Annotated in this window: 1 protein-coding gene; it reads left to right on the forward strand. The window is 31.4% G+C overall.

What is annotated here, in order from left to right:
* Positions 1-475: DUF547 domain-containing protein (locus tag FUA24_RS23730; RefSeq protein WP_148545804.1), on the forward strand; the 475-nt coding region annotated here is incomplete at both ends.

The raw sequence follows: 475 nt of genomic DNA on the forward strand, positions 1-475 counted from the left end.
CATTAGCACAGGCAGTAAACGTAACTAAAAATAATGTAAATACATATCAGGCATTTTGGATTAACGCTTACAATCTTTCAGTAATAAAAGGTATAATTGATAATTATCCAACCAATTCGCCATTAGCAAATGCTGGTTTTTTTGATAAAGTGAAACACAATATTGGCGGAAAAAATATAACACTAAATGATATTGAACACAAATTGTTACGTGCACAGTTTAATGATGCCCGTTTTCATTTTGTATTGGTTTGTGGTGCCATTGGTTGCCCACCTTTAATTAGTGAAGCGTATTTGCCTTCTACATTAAATACACAAATGGATGCGCAAACAAAAAAAGCATTGAATGGTAATTTTTTAATGGTAAATATTAAAAAGAAACGTGTAGAAGCATCGCAAATAATGGAATGGTATAAAGAAGATTTTACCATGAACGGCACTACTGAAATAGACTTTATAAATACATACAGAACAGA

Source organism: Seonamhaeicola marinus, from assembly GCF_008085455.1.